Source organism: Arthrobacter sp. B2a2-09 (assembly GCF_027587375.1).
In the GTDB taxonomy this organism is placed as follows: Bacteria; Actinomycetota; Actinomycetes; order Actinomycetales; family Micrococcaceae; genus Arthrobacter.
In genome coordinates this window covers 1-20,282 of sequence record NZ_JAMXIC010000025.1, presented here as the reverse complement: position 1 = coordinate 20,282, position 20,282 = coordinate 1, and the positions used below count along the sequence as shown (strand labels likewise).

Genomic DNA, 20,282 nt, shown 5'->3' with positions numbered 1-20,282 from the left:
TTTCGTTTCAGCATCATGCTTTTTCGTTTCAGCATCGTCGATACGCATCGATGATTCACTTCCCACCAACAAACCCACCACTCCTTCCTCCACCAACAAAGGAACAGACAATGAAGTCAGCTATCAGGACACGCCGCCCGCTCGCCCTGGCCGTGGCAGCTCTAGTCGGCCTCCCCCTCGCCATCTCGGGCTGCGGTACCACCGCCTCCGCCTCCTCCACGGACGCCGTGAAGGAAATCTCCGTGATGGACTACTACAACAATGAGCCGGACAAGTCCTTCATCGGCGACGCCCTGACGGCCTGCGGCACTAAGGCAGGCGTGACAATCAAACGCGAAACCGTGCCGGGCAAGTCGTTGATCTCCAAGGTGCTCCAGCAGTCCTCTTCCAAGACGCTGCCGGATGTACTCATGCTCGACAATCCAGACCTGCAGCAGATTGCCGCCACTGGAGCGCTGGCTCCGTTGTCCGATTTCAACATCAGCACCACCGATTTCGCGCCTGGCGTGCTGAGCGCCGGCACCTACAAGGACAAGGTGTACGGGCTCGCACCCACAGTGAACACGATCGCGCTCTTCTACAACAAGGACATTCTGGCCAAGGCCGGAGTCACCCCGCCCACCACTTGGGACGAGCTGAAGGCGGCGGCCACCAAGCTCACCTCGGGCGAGCAGTATGGCCTGGCTTTCAACGCCAACCCCACTTATGAGGGCACGTGGCAGTTCCTTCCTGTCATGTGGTCCAATGGTGGCGACGAGAAGAACATCGACACCCCCGAGACCGCCCAGGCCCTCCAGCTCTGGACCGACCTCGTCAAGGACGGATCCGTGTCCTCCTCCGCGCTGAACTGGACACAAGCGGACGTCAAGGACCAGTTCATGGCGGGCAAGGCAGCCATGATGGTCAACGGCCCCTGGCAGATTCCGGCCCTCGACAAAAACGCGGCGCTGCACTACGGCGTCGTGAAGATTCCGGTCCGTGACGCCAGCCAGACAGCCGTTGCCCCGCTTGGCGGCGAAGTGTGGACCGTTCCGCAGACTGGCAACAAGGCCCGCCAGGCCAAGGCCGCGGAAGTGGTGGCCTGCATGAACAGCGACGAAAACCAAATGGCCATGGCCAAGTCACGCAATACCATCCCGTCCAAGACCACGCTGGCCGCGAAGTTCGCCACCGACAACCCCAAGCTCGCCACGTTCACCGATCTCATCAAAACCGCCCGGGCCCGAACCGGCGAACTCGGAGAAGGATGGCCGGCACAGGCGACCAAGATCTACACCGCCATCCAGACCGCGCTGACGGGCAAGGCTTCGCCCGCCGATGCCCTCAAGCAAGCCCAGGACCAGTAAGCAGCTGGACATGTCCCTCACAACCGATTTGTCGCAGGCCAAGTCGCAGGCCACGTCGCGCGCAACCCTGCGCGCCAAAGCGCGCGCAAAATCCGGGTCTAACGCCACCCCGCCCGGGGAAGCAAACCAGTCACCCCGCAGGCGCAGCCGCAAACGCCGCGAACGCATCTTCCAATGGCTGTTCCTTGTTCCTGCCGTGATCTACATGGCGCTGTTTTTCGGCTATCCCGTGGTCAAGAACGTCGTGATGAGCTTCCAGGACTACACCACGACCACGTTCTTCACCGGTGAGGCCCCCTGGGTGGGGTTGGCGAACTACGCGAAGGTGCTGTCGTCGTCGTTGTTTTCAACGTCGCTGCTCAACACGGCGCTGTTCACGATCGGATCCATACTGGGCCAGTTCGTGATCGGGCTGGCGCTGGCAATCTTCTTCCAGCGCAAGTTCCCGCTCAACGGAATCCTGCGTTCGCTGCTCCTGCTCCCCTGGTTGCTGCCGCTCATCGTGTCCAGCGCCGTGTGGAGATGGATCCTGGACAAGGACAGCGGAGCGTTGAACCGCTTCCTGGGCGAATTGCACATCGTGAATACGGGCGTTCCGTGGCTCACCAGCACCTCGCTTGCGCTGATCGCCGTGGTTGGCGTGAACATCTGGATCGGCATCCCGTTCAATCTGACCATTCTCTATGGCGGCCTCCAGGAAATTCCGGATGAGCTCTACGAAGCCGGTTCCCTGGACGGTGCCACCGGTTGGAAGGCGTTCCGGCACATCACCTGGCCGATGCTGCGTCCGGTGGTGAGCGTGGTCCTGGTGCTCGGCGTCGTCTACACCCTGAAGGTGCTGGACATCATCCTGGGCCTGACCAACGGCGGCCCCGCGAACTCAACCCAGACCATCGCCACCCAGTCCTACGATCTGTCCTTCCACGAGTTCAAATTCGGCGAGGGCGCCGCGCTGGGCAATGTCCTGGTGGTCATTTCCTTGGTCTTCGCGGTCCTGTACCTGCGTGCCAGCCGACGGTCTGTCGATGAGTGAGGAAACCATGACGACGACGAAAATCACCATCCGCCGTTCGGCGCCGGCGAGCACCCGCAAAGGCAGCGCTCGCAAAGGCAGCGCCCGCAAAGGCAGCGCTCGCAAGGGCACCGGACCGGAGCGCGCCGGGATCGGACCCGAGCGCAAAAAGTGGGGCTACACCGTCCTGGCCATCTTCTTCCTGGCCGTCATGCTGTTCCCCGTCTACTGGATGATCAACGCTTCGCTGCAACCCAACGGCACCACGTTGGAAACCTCGTGGCTGCCACTCAAGCCGGACTTCTCGGGCTACGCCACGGCCATCAGCGAGCAGGGCGGGAACCTGGTCACCAGCCTGGTGATCTCGCTGGGCAGCGTGGTACTGAGCTTGGCCATTGCGGCGCCGGCGGCCTATGCCTTGGCCTATTTCAAGGTCAAGGGCGCGGGCGTGGTCCTCTTCGCGATCCTGATCAGCCAGATGATTCCGGGGATCGTGGTGGCCAACGCGCTGTACACGGCCTACAACGATCTTGGCCTGCTCAATTCCATCCCGGGCCTGATCCTGGCCGACTCCGCCCACGGCATCCCGTTCGCGATCCTCATCATCAGGGCCTTCATGAACGGCATGCCTGCGTCGGTCATCGAGGCGGCACGGGTGGACGGCGCCGGGCATTTGAGGGCGTTTTGGTCCATCGTGGTGCCACTGAGCAGGAACTCGCTCATCACCGCGGGGCTCTTCACTTTCCTGTTCACCTGGAGCGACTTCCTGTTCGCACTGACCTTGACCACCACCGAGGCTGTGCGGCCCGTGACCCTAGGAATCTTCCAATACATCGGCGCCTACGTGAACGACTGGAGCTCTGTCATGGCCACAGCCGTGCTCGCCTCCATCCCGGCCATCATCCTGCTGGTCGCGGCGCAGAAGTACATCGCAGCGGGCACCACGGGCGGCGCCGTTAAGTGAGCCCCGCACCGCCGTCGGGAACTAACCGCCAAACCAAAAGCATCAACAAGGAGAAATCATGACTGAACCAATCCGCGTCACCGTGTGGAGCGAAAACCGGCACGAAAAGCGCGACGAACTGGTGGCCCGCCTCTACCCCGAGGGCATGCACGGAGCCGTGAAGGCCGGCATCGAGGAGAACCTCGGCGGCAAGGCCAGCGTCCGCACCGCCACCCTGGACGAGCCCGAGCACGGCCTCACCGAGGAAGTCCTCGCCAACACAGACGTCCTCACTTGGTGGGGGCACATGTCCCACGGTGATGTCGATGACGAGATCGTCGAGCGCGTGCACCGCCACGTCCTGTCCGGCATGGGCTTAATCGTGCTGCACTCCGGGCACTGGTCCAAGATCTTCACCAAGCTCATGGGCACTTCGTGCACGTTGCGCTGGCGCTCCGAGCAGGACCGCGAACTGGTGTGGACCGTGGACCCCACCCACCCGATCGCGAAGGGCGTGCCGCACCCCATCGTGATCGATCAGCAGGAAATGTACGGCGAATTCTTCGACATCCCCACCCCCGAGGAGCTCGTGTTCATCAGTTCCTTCAGCGGCGGCGAAGTCTTCCGCTCGGGCTGCACCTTCCGCCGCGGCCACGGCAAGATCTTCTTTTTCAGCCCCGGCGACCAGGACTACCCGGTCTACCACCACAAGGACGTCCGCCGGGTCATCTCCAACGCCGTCGAATGGGCAGTCACCGAGCGGCCGCAGCGCGCTTACCCCGAGCTGCTGCGCTATGAGACCAACGACTTCTTCAACGGCAAGAGCTACCAGGGAGCCAACGCATGAGCACCCCTTTCGCCACCATTCCCGACGACGGCACTCCCCTTCGCGTCGTCGTCGTCGGCGCCGGGGGCATGGGCCGCGCATGGCTTCGGACGGTGGAGGAGTCGCCGCTCGTGGAGCTCGCGGGCATTGTTGACCTGGATCTGGACGCCGCCCGCGCCGGCGCGGCGGCAATCGGGCGCCCGGATCTGCCGGTGGGCACCAGGACCGCCCAGCTAGCGTCCGACGTCGGCGCCCAAGCGGTCATCAACGTCACCGTTCCGGTCGCCCACCATCCGGTGACCACCGAGGCGTTGGCGGCCGGGCTCCCGGTGCTCGGCGAAAAGCCCGTGGCCTCCACCGTGTCCCAAGGACTCTCGCTTGCCGCGGCGTCGGAGCTTACAGGGCAGTTGTTCATGGTGAGCCAGTCGCGCAGGTACAACAGGCGCTTGTTCGAGACCAAACGGCTGTCTGCTTCTTTGGGCACCGTGGGCATCATTTCGGCGGAATTCTTCAAGGGCCCGCATTTCGGCGGTTTCCGGGACGCCATGGACCACCCGCTGCTGCTGGACATGGCCATCCATCAGTTCGACATGGCCCGGTTCCTGCTCGACGCGGATCCCGTCTCGGTGTTCTGCGAGGAATACAACCCGTCCTGGAGTTGGTACCGCGGCGACGCCGGGGCGACTGCCATCTTCGAAATGACCGGCGGGGAGCGTTTCGTGTTCACCGGGAGCTGGTGCAGCCCGGGCCAGGAGACCTCATGGAACGCCGCATGGCGGATCAGCGGCGAACGCGGCACAGTCCTGTGGGACGGCGAGGGCCAACCGGTGTCCTCGCTGGTCGCTGATTTGGGCGCAGGCGGCGAGGATCCCGGGCAGGAGATCGCCGGTTCGCTGCGCGACTTCGTGGTGGCCTTGCGTACCGGAAGCACCCCCATGGGGCAGGTTCACCAGAACATCATGAGCCTCGCCATGGTGGAAGCGGCCATGCTCAGCGCTTCCACCGGCACGCGGATCTCCGTGGATGCACTGCTCGAGGCATCCTATGAACAGGCTGTCCTGATGGAACGCGACCCGGACGTGCTGGAGGTCCTCAAGTCCTGGCCCTCGGTCCGCAGCGCCCTGACTCTTCCTGCCCACCAACCCAACTAGCTCGCATTTGTTGTCGTTTTGAGCCCTCATAACGACAACAAATGCGAGCTACTTGGGGGCGTAGAGGCGCTTCCTCATGGGAGGTGCTGCGTCTGAGACGCCTGGAGGCCCGTTAGCTGGAGGCCAGGGACTTCGTCAGGATTGTCCCGCCGACGCCGATCAGGACCGTGCCGGATCCACCCGTGATGATCCGCTTTACGCGGGGACGGGCCAGTGCCGCGGAGACTCTCTTGAGCGCATGGACCAGCAGGACGTACCAAACCAGCGCGGTGAGCAGAAAGATGCCCGCCATCAACGCGTGCTGGCCCAGAGGGGGAAGCGGTGCGAGGTTGAATTGAGGGAAAAGGGACAGATAGAAGACGGCGACCTTGGGATTGAGCAGATTGCTGACCATTCCTTGCAGGAATGGCGAGTTCCCTCTGAATCCAAACCTGGATTCCGAGGCCGGGGCCGGGGCCGCAGCTTGACGGCGGGGGCGGCCGAAGGCCTCCAGCAGGGCGCGGGTCCCCAGATAGAGCAAGTACGCAGCGCCGGCAATCCTGATGGCGTTGCCAAGAACCTCCGAAGCGCCTAACAGCGCCGTGACGCCGAGCACGGCGAGAAGAGCAAGGATCGTGTTGCCGACCATGATTCCGATTGCGGTGGTTGCCGCTGACCCGGGTCCGCGGGGTGCGTTTTTCAGCACAAGCGCAAAATCCGGGCCAGGAACGAGGACCACGACCACGCAGGTCAGCGCAAAAGCCATCAGTTGTTCGACCATGAGGGACTGCTTCCGGAGGATTGGATCTTCGGCACTTGTTGCCTTCAAGAGTGTAGCCGCGCCTGGCAGTGCGCTGGAGCTACACCGAATGGAAGAACCGGGCCTCTTCTCATGGTCGTGGGTGCGCAGCTCGCGTAGTCTGGCAGCAAGACTGCCGGGCTGGGGTAGCCCGCGCCGCCAAGCGGCACTGCAGATCGACACGAGGGGATATCAATCATGCAAGCAGCTAATTCGCGACGCCGGTATGGCCGCCTCGTGGGCGCCGTCACCGCCGTCGTACTCCTGGCCGGACTCGGAACGGGACCGGCCCAGGCGAACCCAACCACAGCGAAACCGGCCGATGTCTATGTGGCCCTCGGCGATTCCTATGCCGCCGGTACGGGCGGCAGCAATCCGGCTCCCGGCTCATCGCAGGCCTGCCACCAGAGCCTGGACAGTTACGCCGCCCTTATAGGCGGGCTGAACCTTGGCTGCTTCGGCGCAACGTCGCTTGCGGTCAAGGCAGGTCTGGACAGTCTTTCGCCCGCCGACCCGGTCGCGATTGCTCTGGGGTCCGCTACCGAAGTCTCGGTCACTGTGGGCGGCAACGACGTCGGCACGGGAGCCGTGGCGATGGCCTGCACCAGTGCCGATGCCCTGGCCTGCGCTTCGACCGTGCAGAATGTGGCGAACGCACTGCCCGCACTACCCAGCAACATCGTGGCCATGGTCCAGTCCATCCGCCAAAAGGCACCCCACGCCGACATCGTGCTGACCGGCTACCCGCGTTTGTTCACCGTCGGCCCCAAGATGCCTCCCGCGCAGAAACAGTTGGCCACCACCCTGAACGGAATGGCTGACCAATTGAATGCGACCATCGCGAGCGCCGCCGCCGCCGCAGGTGTGGGCTACGCGAGCGTGACGGAACGGTTCACTGGGCACGGTATCGGTTCCAACAATCCGTGGATCCACTACACCCAGCCGTCGCCCCTCGATCCACCGCAGCTCGCGTTCGAGAACTTCCATCCCAACGACGCCGGCTACTCCCAGGGCTACCGCACGGCCGTCAACAGCGCGCTCAAGAAGTAGTTGGGCCAGTCGCGAACGCGCGCCGCCGTGCGCGCGTTCGCGCTCAGGACCGCTTCGCGAGCCTGAACTCGAGGCCCGTGCGGACCGCGGGCCACTCGTGTTCGAGGATGGAGAACACCACGGTGTCTCGAAGCACTCCGTCCGCAGTCCGCGAGTGGTTCCGCAGCACGCCGTCCTGTTTGGCGCCCAACCGCGCGATGGCCTCGCGGGACTGGTGGTTGAGCCAGTGCGTGCGGAATTCGACGGCAGGGCAGCCAAGGGTTTCGAAAGCATGCCGCAGGAGCAACAGTTTGGAGTCCGGATTGCTCCCGCTGCCCTGTGCCGAGGCGGCGTTCCAGGTGGAGCCGATCTCGACGCGCGGGGTGGCGGCGTCGATGTTCATGTAGGTGGTCATGCCGATGAGCTTGCCGTTCGCCTTCAACCGGGTGGCGAACGGCAGCATGGATCCTTGCTCCTGCAGTCGGAGCCGGCGGTCGATCTCCGCGGCCATGCCCTCCGGCGTCGGGACCGAGGTGTACCAAAGTTTCCACAACTCGCCGTCTTTGGCGGCATCCACCAAGCCGTCGTGGTGCTCGGGGCTGAGTGGTTCCAGGGTTACGAAACGACCGTCCAGGGTCACGGGTGCAATGAGAGTCACCCAGACAGCGTAACCGACCCAACTGACTCGCATTTGTTGTCGTTTTGACGGCTGAAAACGACAACAAATGCGAGTCAGTTGGGGTTCGAGGGCGGTTGCCTGTGGATAACTCAAAATGGCGTTCCGGGATTTGCAACGATAGGGCGATGAAGACCCCGCAACCCTTGCCCGCGCTGCTGGCGTGCGCCCCGTTCACCTTTCAAGAAGCGGTCGACGCCGGCGTGAGCCTCCGGCGGTTGCGGCACCGATCGCTGCCCGCGCCGAGCCGGGGCATCCGGATTCCGGACCAGGCGTTTGCCCAAGGGCAGGCGACGGACGTCGGTTTCGTCCGGCCTTTCACCGCGGTGACCGAGTTCTCGGCCGCGTCGCACGCCACGGCCTTCGCTCTGTGGTCGTTCCCGGGGTTCCTGCCAGGCAGCGATGATCCGCGCATCCATATTTCGCGTCCGGACACCATGGCCATTCCTCGGCGAACCGGTGTGGTTGGACATGTGGGGCAGTTCTTCGACGACGAAATCACCAGTCTTGACGGGCTTCTGGTCACCACGCGCACCCGGACCTGGCTCGATGTGTCCAGGAAGATGAGCGTGGATGAACTGACCGTCGTGGCCGACCATCTGGTGCGGAACCCACGGCCGGAGTTTGAAGGCCGGACAGAGCCATACGCAACATTGGAACAACTGGCCGACATGCTGGACCGGCACAAAGGAACTCCCGGGATCCGGAAGGCACGTTGGGCTCTCGAACAGGCACGGATTGGCTCAGACTCGGCCCCCGAAACGCGGCTCCGGCTGGCCCTTGAATACGGCGGACTGCCGGAACCCCAACTGAACGTATCCACTGAGCTAGGTGCCGGCGTCGTACGTCAACCGGATCTGGCCTATCCGGAACACCGTGTGGCGGTCGAATACGACGGCGAGCCGCATTCCGAGCCGGCCCAGATAGTTCGGGACATCGCCCGCGAGGAGGATTTCGCCCGTGCGGGCTGGCACTTGGTGAGGATCTCCAAGCGGCACATGGCAAACGATGCGCGGTCCGCAGTCGCGAAAGTCCGTGCCGTGCTCCTGGACCGAGGTTGGACCCCCAAGTGACTCGCATTTGTTGTCGTTATGAGGCCTGAAAACGACAACAAATGCGAGTCAGTTGGGGGACACGAGGCAGCTACTCAGTCCAGTCGAAGAAACCCTTGCCGGTCTTGCGGCCCAGCTCGCCGCGCGCAACCTTGTCGCGCAGGATCTGCGGAGGGGCGAAGCGCTCCCCCAGCGTCGAATGCAAGTACTCGGCGATGCCAAGGCGCACGTCCAAGCCCACGATGTCCGTGGTCTTGAGCGGTCCCGTGGGGTGTTTGTAACCGAGCACCATGGCGGCGTCGATGTCCTCCGCGGAGGCCACGCCTTCTTCCACCATGCGCATCGCCTCGAGTGCGATCGCCACGCCCAGCCGTGAGGAGGCAAAGCCGGGCGCATCGTTGACGACGACGGCGGTCTTGCCGAGTGCTTCGGTCCAGCTTTTCGCCGTGGCGGCGAGCTCCGGCGAAGTCTCCTTGGCCAGGACCACCTCGATGAGCGTGGAAGCCGGGACCGGATTGAAGAAGTGCAGGCCGACGAAATTGGCGGGCCTCCGGAGCTGCGAAGCGAGGCCGGTCACGGAGAGCGACGAGGTGTTGGAGGCGAGGAAGGCGTCCGCCGAGAGGTGCTCCTCCACGGCCTTGAGGGCTGCAACTTTGAGTTCGTAGTCCTCGGGCACGGCTTCCACGACGAGCCCGCAATGGATGAAGGAGTCGTAGTCGGTGGAGGTACTGAACCGGGACAAGGCTTCTTCGGCGGTTTCCGTCAGGGTGCCCCGGGCAGCTGACTTGGCCACGGCCTCGGCAACGCGACCTTGCGCGCCGGCGGCGGATTCGTGGTCGCGCTCGACGACGATCACGGTGGCGCCCTTGATCAAGAAAGCATGGGCGATGCCCGCGCCCATGCGGCCACCGCCGAGGACACCGACAACATGCGGGATAGCGGGCGTTGCTGTCATTTTCGGGTCCTGTCTGGGTTGTCGCTGGACTGGTTGTCGCTGGATTGCTTGGCACTCTTCTTGTCCAGGAACGCCTGCATGCGGTCGAACTTGGCTTGCGATTCGAAAAGCATGCCCTGGGCCAAAGTGTCGATCACGGGGTGTGCCTCGGCTGGAGCGTGGAACACGGACTTGGTGATCCGCACGGCCAGGGGATCCTGCCGGCCGATCCGGTCGGCAAGGTTGTGGGCCGCTTCCATCAGCACGGGAGCTTCATGGATCTGGGTGATGAGATTGATGCGGAGGGCTTCCTCGGCGCGGAGTACGGCGCCCGCCAACAGGATTTCCTTGGCGATCGGCTCCCCCACGAGTTCCTTGAGGCGCCAGGTGGCACCGGCTGCGGCCATGATGCCCAGTCCGGTTTCCGGGTTGCCGATCCGCAGGCTGGGCGTCCCGATCCGGAAGTCCGCGGCGTAGGCGAGTTCGGCCCCGCCGCCCAGGCAATAGCCGTCCAGGGCCGCGATGACGGGCATGGGCAGCTTCGCGATCCGCACGAAGATGGTGGAGTTGATGCCGCGCAAGGCGTCGTCGCGCCGGCGCTCCCTCAGCTGGCCGATGTCTGCACCCGATGCAAAGACGCCTTCGACGCCGGCAATGATCAGAATTTTCGGCTCCCGTTCAAGGTAATCGCACACCTGATGGAGTTCGTCCACCATCTGCTGGTCGATCGCGTTGCGGACCTCGGGCCGGTTCAGCAGCACGGTGACCCGGTCTTCCCGTTCCTCGATGAGCAACGTTCCGAATTCCTCGGGGTTCAACGCCATTAGATGCCTTCCAGGAGAATGGCGGCGCCCTGCCCGACGCCAATGCACATCGTTGCGAGGCCGACCTTACGGTCGGCGGTGCCCAGCTCGCGTTCCATGCGACCCAGCAAGGTGATGGCGATGCGTGAGCCGCTGGAACCCAGCGGATGCCCCAAGGAGATGGCACCGCCGTCGAGGTTCACGATGTCCGGATCCAGGCCCAAACGCCGCATGCTCGCGAGCGATTGCGTCGCGAAGGCTTCATTGAGTTCGACGGCGCCAAGGTCACCCACCGTGAGTCCGGAACGGGCCAGGATCTTCTGGGTGGCCGGAACGGGGCCGATGCCCATGATCTCCGGTTCGCAGCCCGCCGAGCCGCCGTCGATGATGCGCGCCCGCGGAGTGAGGCCGAACTTTTCGATGGCAGCCTCGGACGCGACGATGATGGCGGAAGCGCCGTCGTTGAGCGAGGAGGAGTTGCCCGCCGTGACAACGGAGCCGCCGGCAACGACTGGACGGAGCCCGGCGAGGACCTCCATGGTGGTTCCCTCGCGTGGGCCCTCGTCGGTGTCCACGACCGTTTCGCCCTTGCGGGTCTTCACGGTGACCGGCACGATCTCTTCCTTGAAGCGACCGCCGGCGATGGCAGCAAGCGCGCGTTCGTGCGAGCGGACGGCGAAGGCATCGGCGTCCTCGCGAGAGATGCCGTCCACCCGGGCAACTTCCTCGGCAGTTTCCGGCATGGAATAGGTCATCTTGCCGCCGCGGGACAGCTCACCCTTGCTGAAGATGGGGTTGGCGAAGCGCCAGCCGATGGATGTGTCGAAGATCTGGCCCGGCTTGGCGAAGGCTGTGGAGGGCTTCTCCTGCACCCAGGGCGCCCGGCTCATCGATTCGACGCCGCCCGCCACCACGATGTCCGCCGCGCCGGCCTTGATCATGTGGCTGGCCATGATGATGGCGCTCATGCCGGAGGCGCACAGGCGGTTGACCGTGATGCCGGGGATGTGGAGGGGCAGTCCCGCGAGAAGGGTGGCCATGCGGGCCACGTTACGGTTTTCCTCGCCGGCGCCGTTGGCGTTGCCCAGGATGACTTCATCTATCGCGTCAGGGTCGACGCCGGCACGGGCCACGGCTTCGCGGACCACGAGGGCTGCCAGGTCATCAGGCCGGACCGCGGAAAGGGCGCCGCCATACCGGCCTACAGGGGTGCGGGCACCGCCAACAAGAAAAGCCTCGACCATGAGAACATCCTTCGCGAAGGGAGCGGGGTCGGTGAATAATTTACCGACCGTTCGTTCTATAAAGATTACACGGCGCCGCCCCGTGGTCAACCGTCACTTGGTCAACCGTCACGTGGTCAACCCACGGTCAACCGCCCCCTTGGTCAACCGTCACGTGGCGACGCCGTTGCTTCACTCAGATCACCCGGATACCCAGGTGTCCGGCCAAAAGGGGTGCCAACAGGCTGAGCTGGTAGTCGTCAATGACCACACCGGACAATCCACCAAGTCCATTGATCATCCGGAAGTCCGAGCCCCGCAGGTCCACGTCCTTGAGCTTGGCCCCTGCGACATCCAGCGTCCCGATGGTGCAATCCTTCAGCACCATCCGCGTCGCGGTACAAGCCCCGAGGTCGAGCTCGTTGATGATGCAGCCGGTGATCACCACATCCGTGAGTTTGGATCCACGCAGGTTCAGGAAGTCCAGCTTGCCGCCGTCGATCTTTACCGAATGCCAGGCGCCCTCGTACATCTCCGCCGAACCCCAACGCGGGTTGCTGATCTCCACTTCACGCCAAGAGCTGCGTGCAGCGGTAAACACCGGCGCGTAGGGCTCGTTCAGGATGCAGTCCCGGAAGGTCGCGCCACGCAGCTGGGCCTCGTTGAAAGAGACTCCGTTGAATTCACACTCGATGAAGTCCGCTCCGCTCAGCTCCGCTCCGTCAGCGACGGCACGGGTGAGGCGGACGCCGTCGTACCGTTCCCCGCGCTGGAAATCCGGGGCGGGATCGTCGCGGAGCTCGTCAAGCCTGATCGGGGAAATCCGGGGTGCCGTCACCTTGGCGACCGCCGCCATCAGAGCGCCTCCGCTTTCGCCGCGATCTCGGCGAGATCCTTCGCGAGCGCCTTGCGCGTGACGCTCATCCCGAGTTTTCCGAACGCGGCCATCATGACCTTGCTGAAGAAAGTCGGCTTGAGGACCTCGGCGCCGAAGAACAACGCCAGTTCGGTCCCGCCGTCGCGCTCTTCCAGTGTGAAGCGGGTGGTGTAGTCCGCACCGCCCTGCCGGGCCTTGACTGTGGTGCCGCGCGGAGGATCGCTCTGGGAAACGTGCATTTCCACGGTTTCCTCCCTGCCCATCATGGCGCGGGTTTCCTTCCAACGCGTGCCCTCACCATAGGGTCCCTCGCTGAGCATCTGGATGGCTTTGACGCCGGAGAGGGTCTTGGCCGAGCCCGGAATGTCAGAGATGACGGCCCAGACTTTCTCCCGGGAGGCGTTGACGTGCTGGCTGAGAGTGGTGCTGTGGTCCATGCATCGAGCCTAACTGCGACCGCTGACAAAAACAGCCGACAAGACACTTGCGCGGTCTGGCAGGATTGCACCATGGTGCACATCGACTTGAGCGCGGAAAGTGCGGCGACAGGCGGCTCCCGGACCCTGCAGGGGTACCTGGCCGAGCCCGACGGCGAGGGGCCGTTCCCCGGCGTCGTACTTATCCATGAAGCCTTTGGGCTCGACGACATGATGCGCCGCCACGCGGATCGGCTCGCCGCGGCGGGCTACCTGACTCTCGCCGTCGACCTCTACAGCGACGGCGGCGCTAGACGCTGCCTCGTGGCGACCATGCGCTCCCTGATGTCCGGCACGGGCCGGGCATTCACGGATCTGTCCACGGCGCGGTCCTGGCTCCGCAGCGATGCCCGATGCACGGGAAAGGTGGGGGTCATTGGGTTCTGCATGGGAGGCGCCTTCGCCCTGCTCGCGGCCAACGACGACTTCGATGCGGCCTCCGTCAACTATGGCCAATTGCCACGGGATCTGGAGCAGGCTTTGGAAGGTGCATGCCCGGTGGTGGCCAATTATGGAGGCCAGGACCGGACTTTGCGGGGAGCCGCCGCGAAGTTGGAGGCCGCGCTGACGAACCTCGGGATCGAGCACGACGTCAAGGAATTCCCGACGTCGGGCCACGCCTTCATGAACGACGTTCCGGTTGGTCCCCGGCCACTGCGGCCGTTGATGCGGGTGATGGGCATCAAACCTGATCCGGCTGCGGCTCCGGAAGCCTGGCAGCGGATCGAGGACCACTTCGCGAAGCACCTGAGGGACTAGGGGCTGAACAAAGTACGACGGCGGGCGCCCCCTTGAGAGGAGGCGCCGGCCGTCGTCGGGCTACTTAAGAGAAAAGCTCGCTCTTGGGTTCGTTGTTCTTGACCTTCTGCCAGCCCAGCCACAGCACCAAGGCGAAGAACGGGATGGTGGCCAAGGTCCAGAGGCCCAAGGGGAACACCTCGCCCGTGGACTTGTCCGTCATAGTGTCCATGCCGATCAGCACGGTGATAGCCAGGAGGGCCACCAGGCCAACCCAGCTGGTCCACGGGGAACCCGGCATCGGGAGGCTGGAGACGTTGCCCTTCTTCTTGCGCAGCGCGATCTGGCTGGCGAAGATGGAGCCCCACGTGAAGATGACACCAATCGATGCCGTGTTCAGCGCGAGGTCGAAGGCGTGCGAACCGCCCAACCAGATGTTGAGCAGAATGCCCACGAGGTACACGGTGCCGATTGCCAGGATGGCCGCGTACGGCACGTGGCGGGTGGACATCTTGGTGAGCCACTTGGGGGCATGTCCATTGTTGGCCATGGTGCGGAAGATGCGGCCGATCGAATACAGGCCGGAGTTGGATGAGGACAGCGCGGCGGTGATGACGATCATGTTCATGACGTCGCCCATCCACGGCAAGCCCATCTGGCCGAACACCGTGACGAACGGGGAGGTGCCCGCGTGGTACTGGTCCGAGGGCAGCAGCATCGCCAGCAGGGTGACGGAACCGACGTAGAAAACCACAATGCGGATCACGACGGCGCGGATCGCCTTGGGCACTTCGCGTTCCGGGTTCTGCATCTCGCCGGCGGTAATGCCGACCAGTTCGATGGCGTTGTAAGCGAAGATCACGGCGTTCAGGACCAGGATCATCACCAGGCCGCCCTTGGGGAACATGCCGCCGTCGGCAGCGAAGAGGTTCCCCACGGAAGCGTGGCCGGTGCCGACCTGCGCGTTGGTGACCACCATGAAGGTGCCCACGGCCAGGAAGATCAGGATTGCGGCGACCTTGAGGCAGGAAGCCCAGAATTCGAACTCGCCGAAAGCCTTGACGCTCAACAGGTTCACGGCCACCAGCAGCACCAGCGCGGCGATGGCGGACAGTTCAACGGGGACGTTCGGGAAGAAGAACTGGAAGTACAGGCCGATGGCAATGAGTTCGGCGATGCCCGTCATGGCCCAGTTGATGAAGTACATCCAACCGGAGAGGAAGGCGCCCTTTTTGCCGAACATTTCTCCGGCGTAGCTGACGAAGGAGCCGGAGGTCTGGCGGTACATGATCAGTTCGCCGAGGGCCCGCATCAGCAGGTAGGCGATGACGCCGGCAATAGCGTAGGAGAAAATCAGGGCTGGCCCGGTGGAGGCCAGGCGTCCACCCGCGCCCATGAAGAGGCCGACGCCGATCGCGCCACCCATCGCGATCATCGTGACGTGGCGGCGGCTCAGGGTCTTCTGGTAGCCCTCGGCGCTGAGGTTTGCGGAAGTTGTAGCGGTACTGGGCGCAGCCAGGGTTCCCGGCTCACGCTGAAGGTCGGTTGTGGTGTTTTGAGGCACAGCTGTTCCTTGTGGGTTGAGTAGATGCCGGCCCTGGCTTCACGCGCATCGGCACAAACAATTCGAGCTTTCAACCTGTTGGCGAGTCGAATCAGTAGCGAAAACACGGAAGCGTCGAAGGTAAATCCGGCAAAACCATTCTAACCGGTGATTTCCGCGGAGCGTGACGCGGGCAACAAACAGGGGCGCTACGCTGGACACATGGGCACCATTCCGCCAGCCGGCAGGCTATACCGTTTCACGGGCTTGGACGCTGCGGCTTTCGGACTCTATGTGTCATTGGCGGCTGTTCTGAGCCTCGCCACCGCCCCTGTGACAACTTTCGTGCAGCAAATCTTCCCCGACCCCGCCACCGCCGTCTTCGCCATCAACCTCGCCTTCTACGCTTCGGTCGGCCTGTTCGCGGTTGCGGCTGCGTGGCGAGTCATAGCCCGCGACATTCTGATCCTGGCCACACGTCCGTGGTTCACGCTCGCCATGATTCCGCTGTCCATCGTGGCGATGCTGGTGATCACCGCCATTCTGGTGACAGTTACCGGCTCGGCCAAGGAGTCGCAGAACCAACTGGGGCTCCAGTCCCTGGTCCTGCAACTTCCGGCTTGGTTCGTGGTGCCCTTGCTCGTGGTGTTGGGTCCCTTCGTGGAGGAATACCTGTTCCGGCATCTACTCATCGGTAAGCTGTCCCGTCGCCTCAATATTTGGCTATGTTGCGCCCTGTCCGCGCTTTGTTTCGCCGCCATCCACGTGGTGGGACGTGAGGGCCTGGTGCTTCCCGCCTTGGCCCCGTACCTCGGAATGGGCGTCGTCCTGGTGGCTGTCTACGTCTGGACAGGCAAGAACGTGATGTTCTCCTACTTCGTTCACGCTGCCAAGAATCTGTTGGCCGTCCTGCTGATCTACGCGATCCCGCCGCAACTGCTGGGCGGGTAATCCGCCCAACACCGCTAACCCACCCAACTAACTCGCAGTTGTTGTCGTTTTCAGGCCGCTAAACGACAACAAATGCGAGCTAGTTGGGCAACCCGGACCGGAACTGTCCGCTAGGCACTTCCCCGGCCACGCGCCGTCGTCGTAGGTTCAGTCCATGGCACTGAACTTTCAGGTAGTAATCGACTGCAAGAATCCGCACGTCCTGGCCGATTGGTGGGCCGAGACGCTCGAGTGGATAGTGGAGCCCCAAGACGAGGCGTTCATCCGCTCCATGGTGGATCAAGGCTTCGCCACGGAGGGGGAGACAACCACCCACAACGGCAAGCTGGTGTGGAAGGACGGCGCGGCCATCGGCCCGGCAGAGGATCAGGACAAAGACACCCGCCGCCGATTCCTGTTCCAGACAGTTCCAGAGGACAAGACCGTCAAGAACCGCGTTCACTGGGACGTGCGCCTCAACGGACAGGACAAGGACGTGGTCCGCGCTGCGCTGGAAGCGCGGGGCGCGAAACACCTGTGGACGGCCAAGCAAGGGCCGCACGAATGGCACACCATGGCGGATCCCGAAGGCAACGAGTTCTGCATCAGCTGAGGGGATTACTAGACTCTGAGGGTGAGCAACGACTTCCCCGCCAAGGTATCCGACGTCTTTGACCCGTCGCGCTGGCGTACCGTGTCCGGTTTCGACGATTTCCAGGACATGACGTACCACCGACAGGTCGAGCGGGACGCAGACGGAAAAGTGACAAGGGACCTTCCCACGGTCCGGATCGCCTTCAACCGTCCTGAGGTCCGCAACGCCTTCCGTCCCGGCACCGTCGACGAGCTCTACCGCGCCATGGACCACGCCCGAATGACTCCGGATGTCGCCACAGTGCTCCTCACCGGGAACGGCCCCTCCCCCAAGGACGGCGGCCATTCCTTCTGCTCCGGCGGGGACCAGCGGATCCGCGGCCGCGACGGTTACCGCTATGCCGACGGCGAGACGCAGGAGAGCATCGACCCCGCCCGGGCCGGCCGCCTGCACATCCTGGAAGTCCAGCGGCTCATGCGGACCATGCCGAAGGTGGTCATTGCCGTCGTGAACGGCTGGGCAGCGGGCGGCGGGCACTCGCTGCACGTTGTCTCCGACCTCACCATCGCCTCCCGCGAGCACGGCAAGTTCAAGCAGACCGACGCCACTGTGGGAAGTTTCGACGCCGGCTACGGCTCGGCGCTGCTCGCCCGCCAGATCGGGCAGAAAGCCGCCCGCGAGATCTTTTTCCTGGCCCGTGAGTATTCCGCAGAGGACATGGTCCGAATGGGTGCCGTCAACGAAGCCGTGGACCATGAGCGCCTCGAGGAGGTCGCCATGGAGTATGCCGCGGACATCGCGCGCCAATCCCCGCAGGCCATCCGCATGCTCAAGTTCGCCTTCAACCTCGCCGACGACGGGCTGGCCGGCCAGCAGGTCTTCGCCGGGGAGGCCACGCGCCTGGCCTACATGACGGACGAAGCCGTAGAGGGCAAGGAAGCCTTCCTCGAGAAGCGCGATCCGGACTGGTCCAACTTCCCTTACTACTTCTAGGACTCGCCCGTGAACATCGATCCCGTTCTCAAAGCCCTGGCCGCCGCCCTCCACGACGAGGGACCCGCCGTCGAAATCATCATCCCGGAAGACGGCACCCCGCTGGCGGTCCCCGTTGAAACGCCCGGCTTCGAGGACGCCGCGGTAGTGGTCCGCACTTCCGGTTCCACCGGCACGCCTAAGGCCACCGTTCTCACGGTCGATGAGCTCGCGGCTTCTTCCATGGCCACGGCCATCGCGCTCCGGGGCGAGGGACAGTGGCTCCTGGCCCTGCCGCTGCAATACGTTGCCGGGGTCCAGGTGTTGGTCCGCTCACTCTTCGCCGGCACGCGTCCGTGGGTCATGGACCTCTCAAACGGCTTCACTCCGGAGGCCTTCACCGCCGCCGCCGAAGAACTGACGGACACCATCCGCTTCACTTCCCTGGTGCCGACGCAGTTGCAGCGGCTCTTGGACTCGCCGTCGCCGCAGACCCTTGCAGCCCTGCGCCGTTTCAATGCCATCCTTCTGGGCGGAGCGCCCGCGCCTGCCCCGCTGCTGGACGCCGCCAGGGAGGCCGGACTGAAGGTCGTGACCACCTATGGCTCCGCTGAAACGTGTGGCGGTTGTGTGTACGACGGAAGCCCTTTGGAGGGCGTCAGGGTCATGCTCGACGACGACGGCCGGGTCCTCCTGGGCGGCGACACCGTGGCTTCCGGTTACCTGGACGCGCCCGAGGCGAGTGTCGAGGCGTTCTTCGACGAGGACGGCACCCGCTGGTACCGCACCAACGATCTCGGCGTGCTCGCCGCGGACGGCACGCTCACGGTGCTGGGGCGCGCCGACGACGTCATCATCACCGGCGGCGTCAAAGCCTCCGCCGCGTTCATCCAGGCGGAGCTTGAAAAGTTCGACGGCGTCACGGCGGCTTTCGTGGCCGGGGTGCCTTCCCGTGAGTGGGGCCAGGCCGTGGCCGCCTATGTTGCCATCGAGGACAGTTCCCCGGAAGCCGTCGAGGATTACAAGACGCGAAGCCAGGAAACACTGGGCGTCCTCGCCCCCAAAACAGTGCTGACCACGGATGGCCTCATCATGCTCCCCAATGGAAAGCCGGACCGGCTGGCCATGATCGAGCTGCTCACCGAGGTGCATCAGGGAGAATAGACACGTCCTCCCCGACCGTCATTTGCCTTCCCCAACGCGAAACAACACGAGGTATTGAACGTGGCATCAGCTGCACAATGGATTCAAGGCGCCCGCCTGCGCACCCTTCCGGCGGCGATCGCGCCGGTGCTGATCGGCACAGCGGCCGCCTACGAGCTGCAATCATTCCGGCTCTTGAATGCCATCCTCGCCGCCCTCGTGGCGCTGCTGCTGCAGGTCGGGGTCAACTACGCCAACGACTACTCGGACGGCATCCGTGGCACCGATGAGGACCGCGTGGGTCCGCTCCGGCTGGTCGGTTCCGGTGCGGCGCGCCCGGACCACGTCAAGTGGGCTGCCTTCGGTGCGTTCGGCCTGGCCATGATTTTCGGGTTGGTCCTGGTGATCATCACGCAGAGCTGGTGGCTGATCCTGGTGGGCGTCGGCTGCGTCCTTGCAGCCTGGGGGTACACCGGTGGCAAGAACCCGTACGGCTACATGGGCCTGGGCGACCTGTTCGTGTTTGTCTTCTTCGGTCTGGTGGCAACACTGGGCACCACCTACACACAGGCCGGGCAAGTGAGCCTTCCGGCCGTTATCGGCGCCATTGGCACGGGATTGATCGCCTGCGCCTTGCTGATGGCCAACAATGTACGGGACATCCCCACGGACATGGTGGCGGGCAAGCGGACACTGGCCGTGCGGCTGGGCGACCGCCACGCCCGCGAGAGCTACGTCCTGATGCTGGCCCTCGCCATCCTGTTGGTGGTGGTGCTGGCGCCCACCAGGCCCTGGATGCTGATCGTGCTGCTGCTGATCCCAGCCTGCCTCATGCCGGCCTGGCTCATGGTCAACGGCCGGAAGCGCAAGAGCCTTATCCCGGTGCTCAAGCAGACCGGATTGATCAACCTTGGCTACAGCGTGCTGTTCTCGCTGGGCCTCGTGCTGAGCCACGGCTTCTAACGCTCGCTCAGATGATGTGAGCGAGCGTCCGTCGGGGCGGCGCTATATGTGAGCGAGCGTCCTTTCCCCCGACGCTCGCTCACATATAGGCCAGTTTCCCCCAACCCTCGCTCACATATAGGCCGGTTTCCCCCAACCCTCGCTCACATATAGGCCAGTTTCCCCCAACCCTCGCTCACATATAGGCCGGTTTCCCGGTATATATCAAGCTGTTTGTGACAGCTGGGTGGTTTGTTTGTTGTTGATCCCGGCGACCGGAGGGGCTCCCGGCG

The 20,282-nt window shown here is 64.0% G+C and carries 21 protein-coding genes; 13 read left to right on the top strand and 8 right to left on the bottom strand.

Features of this window, described 5'->3' with window-relative positions; genetic code table 11:
• Positions 1–110: 110 nt before the first annotated feature.
• The 5 genes from NFJ07_RS20840 to NFJ07_RS20820 all read left to right on the top strand — a co-directional run bounded on the left by NFJ07_RS20840 (position 111) and on the right by NFJ07_RS20820 (position 5,278).
• Entirely contained in the window at positions 111–1,346 is a 1,236-nt protein-coding gene (locus NFJ07_RS20840; protein ID WP_269997458.1) for a sugar ABC transporter substrate-binding protein, read from the top strand.
• Between the two features lie 10 nt (positions 1,347–1,356).
• The gene (locus NFJ07_RS20835; RefSeq protein ID WP_269997456.1) at positions 1,357–2,379 is read left to right on the top strand and encodes a carbohydrate ABC transporter permease; all 1,023 of its coding nucleotides are present in this window, start codon (positions 1,357–1,359) and stop codon (positions 2,377–2,379) included.
• Positions 2,380–2,569: 190 nt separating this feature from the next.
• Entirely contained in the window at positions 2,570–3,322 is a 753-nt protein-coding gene (locus NFJ07_RS20830; protein WP_269997554.1) for a carbohydrate ABC transporter permease, read from the top strand.
• A 58-nt stretch (positions 3,323–3,380) separates the two neighbouring features.
• Positions 3,381–4,148 carry a ThuA domain-containing protein gene (locus NFJ07_RS20825; RefSeq protein WP_269997454.1) on the top strand — a complete coding sequence of 256 codons (768 nt, stop codon included), beginning with the start codon at positions 3,381–3,383 and terminating at the stop codon, positions 4,146–4,148.
• The gene (locus NFJ07_RS20820) at positions 4,145–5,278 is read left to right on the top strand and encodes a Gfo/Idh/MocA family protein (RefSeq protein WP_269997452.1); all 1,134 of its coding nucleotides are present in this window, start codon (positions 4,145–4,147) and stop codon (positions 5,276–5,278) included. The genes NFJ07_RS20825 and NFJ07_RS20820 overlap by 4 nt, the downstream gene beginning before the upstream one ends.
• A 112-nt stretch (positions 5,279–5,390) precedes the next feature.
• Here NFJ07_RS20820 and NFJ07_RS20815 read toward each other — a convergent pair whose 3' ends face one another.
• The gene (locus NFJ07_RS20815) at positions 5,391–6,038 is read right to left on the bottom strand and encodes a LysE family translocator (RefSeq protein ID WP_269997450.1); all 648 of its coding nucleotides are present in this window, start codon (positions 6,036–6,038) and stop codon (positions 5,391–5,393) included.
• Between the two features lie 216 nt (positions 6,039–6,254).
• Here NFJ07_RS20815 and NFJ07_RS20810 point away from each other — a divergent pair, with 216 nt between their 5' ends.
• Positions 6,255–7,106, top strand: coding sequence for an SGNH/GDSL hydrolase family protein (locus tag NFJ07_RS20810; RefSeq protein WP_269997449.1), 852 nt, complete (start codon positions 6,255–6,257; stop codon positions 7,104–7,106).
• A 43-nt stretch (positions 7,107–7,149) separates the two neighbouring features.
• Here the strand turns inward: NFJ07_RS20810 and NFJ07_RS20805 are convergent, their stop codons facing one another.
• On the bottom strand, positions 7,150–7,743 hold the full coding sequence (locus NFJ07_RS20805; RefSeq protein ID WP_269997447.1) for a GNAT family N-acetyltransferase: 594 nt from the start codon (positions 7,741–7,743) through the stop codon (positions 7,150–7,152).
• 146 nt (positions 7,744–7,889) lie between these two features.
• Between NFJ07_RS20805 and NFJ07_RS20800 the strand changes: the two genes are divergently transcribed.
• A complete protein-coding gene (locus NFJ07_RS20800) occupies positions 7,890–8,834 on the top strand; it encodes an endonuclease domain-containing protein (RefSeq protein WP_269997445.1) in 945 nt (314 codons plus the stop codon).
• Positions 8,835–8,904: 70 nt separating this feature from the next.
• On the opposite strand, the gene NFJ07_RS20795 is transcribed toward NFJ07_RS20800, so the two are convergent.
• The 5 genes from NFJ07_RS20795 to NFJ07_RS20775 all read right to left on the bottom strand — a co-directional run bounded on the left by NFJ07_RS20795 (position 8,905) and on the right by NFJ07_RS20775 (position 13,087).
• A complete protein-coding gene (locus NFJ07_RS20795) occupies positions 8,905–9,768 on the bottom strand; it encodes a 3-hydroxyacyl-CoA dehydrogenase family protein (protein WP_269997444.1) in 864 nt (287 codons plus the stop codon).
• Positions 9,765–10,571: an enoyl-CoA hydratase/isomerase family protein gene (locus tag NFJ07_RS20790; RefSeq protein ID WP_269997443.1), complete on the bottom strand. Its 807-nt coding sequence runs from the start codon at positions 10,569–10,571 to the stop codon at positions 9,765–9,767. Before NFJ07_RS20790 ends, NFJ07_RS20795 begins: the two co-directional genes overlap by 4 nt.
• Positions 10,571–11,794 carry a thiolase family protein gene (locus NFJ07_RS20785; RefSeq protein WP_269997442.1) on the bottom strand — a complete coding sequence of 408 codons (1,224 nt, stop codon included), beginning with the start codon at positions 11,792–11,794 and terminating at the stop codon, positions 10,571–10,573. Before NFJ07_RS20785 ends, NFJ07_RS20790 begins: the two co-directional genes overlap by 1 nt.
• Before the next feature lie 175 nt (positions 11,795–11,969).
• Positions 11,970–12,629: a pentapeptide repeat-containing protein gene (locus NFJ07_RS20780; protein ID WP_269997440.1), complete on the bottom strand. Its 660-nt coding sequence runs from the start codon at positions 12,627–12,629 to the stop codon at positions 11,970–11,972.
• Positions 12,629–13,087, bottom strand: a complete 459-nt coding sequence (locus NFJ07_RS20775; RefSeq protein ID WP_269997438.1) for an SRPBCC family protein — start codon at positions 13,085–13,087, stop codon at positions 12,629–12,631. The genes NFJ07_RS20780 and NFJ07_RS20775 overlap by 1 nt, the downstream gene beginning before the upstream one ends.
• A 72-nt stretch (positions 13,088–13,159) precedes the next feature.
• On the opposite strand from NFJ07_RS20775, the gene NFJ07_RS20770 reads away from it, so the two are divergent.
• Positions 13,160–13,885 carry a dienelactone hydrolase family protein gene (locus NFJ07_RS20770; RefSeq protein ID WP_269997436.1) on the top strand — a complete coding sequence of 242 codons (726 nt, stop codon included), beginning with the start codon at positions 13,160–13,162 and terminating at the stop codon, positions 13,883–13,885.
• Between the two features lie 64 nt (positions 13,886–13,949).
• Here NFJ07_RS20770 and NFJ07_RS20765 read toward each other — a convergent pair whose 3' ends face one another.
• The gene (locus NFJ07_RS20765; protein ID WP_269997435.1) at positions 13,950–15,428 is read right to left on the bottom strand and encodes an amino acid permease; all 1,479 of its coding nucleotides are present in this window, start codon (positions 15,426–15,428) and stop codon (positions 13,950–13,952) included.
• A gap of 201 nt (positions 15,429–15,629) precedes the next feature.
• Here NFJ07_RS20765 and NFJ07_RS20760 point away from each other — a divergent pair, with 201 nt between their 5' ends.
• From NFJ07_RS20760 to NFJ07_RS20740, 5 genes are all read left to right on the top strand, one after another.
• Positions 15,630–16,358, top strand: a complete 729-nt coding sequence (locus tag NFJ07_RS20760) for a CPBP family intramembrane glutamic endopeptidase (RefSeq protein WP_269997434.1) — start codon at positions 15,630–15,632, stop codon at positions 16,356–16,358.
• A 154-nt stretch (positions 16,359–16,512) separates the two neighbouring features.
• Positions 16,513–16,950 (top strand): VOC family protein, encoded by a 438-nt coding sequence (locus NFJ07_RS20755; protein WP_269997433.1) that lies wholly within the window; start codon positions 16,513–16,515, stop codon positions 16,948–16,950.
• 21 nt (positions 16,951–16,971) lie between these two features.
• A complete protein-coding gene (locus NFJ07_RS20750; RefSeq protein ID WP_269997432.1) occupies positions 16,972–17,925 on the top strand; it encodes a 1,4-dihydroxy-2-naphthoyl-CoA synthase in 954 nt (317 codons plus the stop codon).
• 9 nt (positions 17,926–17,934) lie between these two features.
• A complete protein-coding gene (locus tag NFJ07_RS20745; RefSeq protein ID WP_269997431.1) occupies positions 17,935–19,068 on the top strand; it encodes an AMP-binding protein in 1,134 nt (377 codons plus the stop codon).
• 60 nt (positions 19,069–19,128) lie between these two features.
• Positions 19,129–20,010, top strand: coding sequence for a 1,4-dihydroxy-2-naphthoate polyprenyltransferase (locus tag NFJ07_RS20740; protein WP_269997430.1), 882 nt, complete (start codon positions 19,129–19,131; stop codon positions 20,008–20,010).
• Positions 20,011–20,282: the final 272 nt, after the last annotated feature.